The organism is Mesorhizobium sp. M7A.F.Ca.US.006.04.2.1 (genome assembly GCF_004022915.1).
Lineage (GTDB): Bacteria > Pseudomonadota > Alphaproteobacteria > Rhizobiales > Rhizobiaceae > Mesorhizobium > Mesorhizobium ciceri.
Genome location: NZ_RZQA01001458.1, coordinates 1 through 801 on the forward strand (window position 1 = coordinate 1; position 801 = coordinate 801).

1 protein-coding gene and 1 pseudogene are annotated in these 801 nt (G+C 59.7%); both read left to right on the forward strand.

The genetic code is table 11. The features are described from left to right. A pseudogene (locus tag EN925_RS38030) lies at window positions 1-293 on the forward strand (hypothetical protein); the annotation flags it as partial. A gap of 80 nt (window positions 294-373) precedes the next feature. Next, window positions 374-801: glycosyl hydrolase 108 family protein (locus tag EN925_RS38035; RefSeq protein ID WP_164894777.1), on the forward strand; the 428-nt coding region annotated here is incomplete at its 3' end.

The following is an 801-nucleotide window of genomic DNA, read 5'->3' on the forward strand; positions in this document are numbered from 1 at the left end:
GCCAATTCAGTCAAACTCTCTTCCATGGACGAATACTTCCCAAGTCGATTCGAGGGGCGAAAATGCCAATGAACCCCAAGACTGCCGCGCTTGCAATCGCTGCTAGTATTTGCATCGCTGGTTTCGCCTACTCCAGCGGTCACAAGGCCGGTCGTGTTTCTCAACTAAAAGACACCGTCACGGCCTACAACCGCCGCATCGGGATTGACGACAAGGCCAACAGCCTCGGCCGCGTCGATCTCTGCCTGGAGCTTGGTGGCCTACTTGATGAGTGCCAGCGGCTAGACCGCTGATTTGCTTAACCGGCTGATCTCAGCCGTCCACCTCCATTGCCAATTCAACAACTGCCCATCAGGGCGGAAAGGTACTAGCCATGGACCGCAACTTCGCGCGGGCGCTTGCGCTCGTTCTGAAATCTGAAGGCCTCTGGGTGGACAACCCGGCCGATCCCGGCGGCGCCACCATGAAAGGCGTCACGCTCACCAACTTCCGCCGCTATGTGAAGGCCGATGCGACGAAGGCCGATCTGCGCAAAATCACTGACGCCCAGGTCGCGACAGTCTACCGCCGTTTCTACTGGGATGCGACGGCCGGCGCCCAGCTTCCCAGCGGGGTCGACTACGCTGTTTTTGGTTTCGCAGTGAATAGCGGTCCCGGTCGCGCGGCCAAATATCTTCAGGCCGTTGTGGGGATCAAGCAGGATGGGCGCATTGGCCCGGCCACCATTGCAGCCGTAAAGGCTAAGCCGGCCGGCGTTGTCATCGACGCGCTGTGCGACAATCGCCTAGGCTTCCTGAAGCG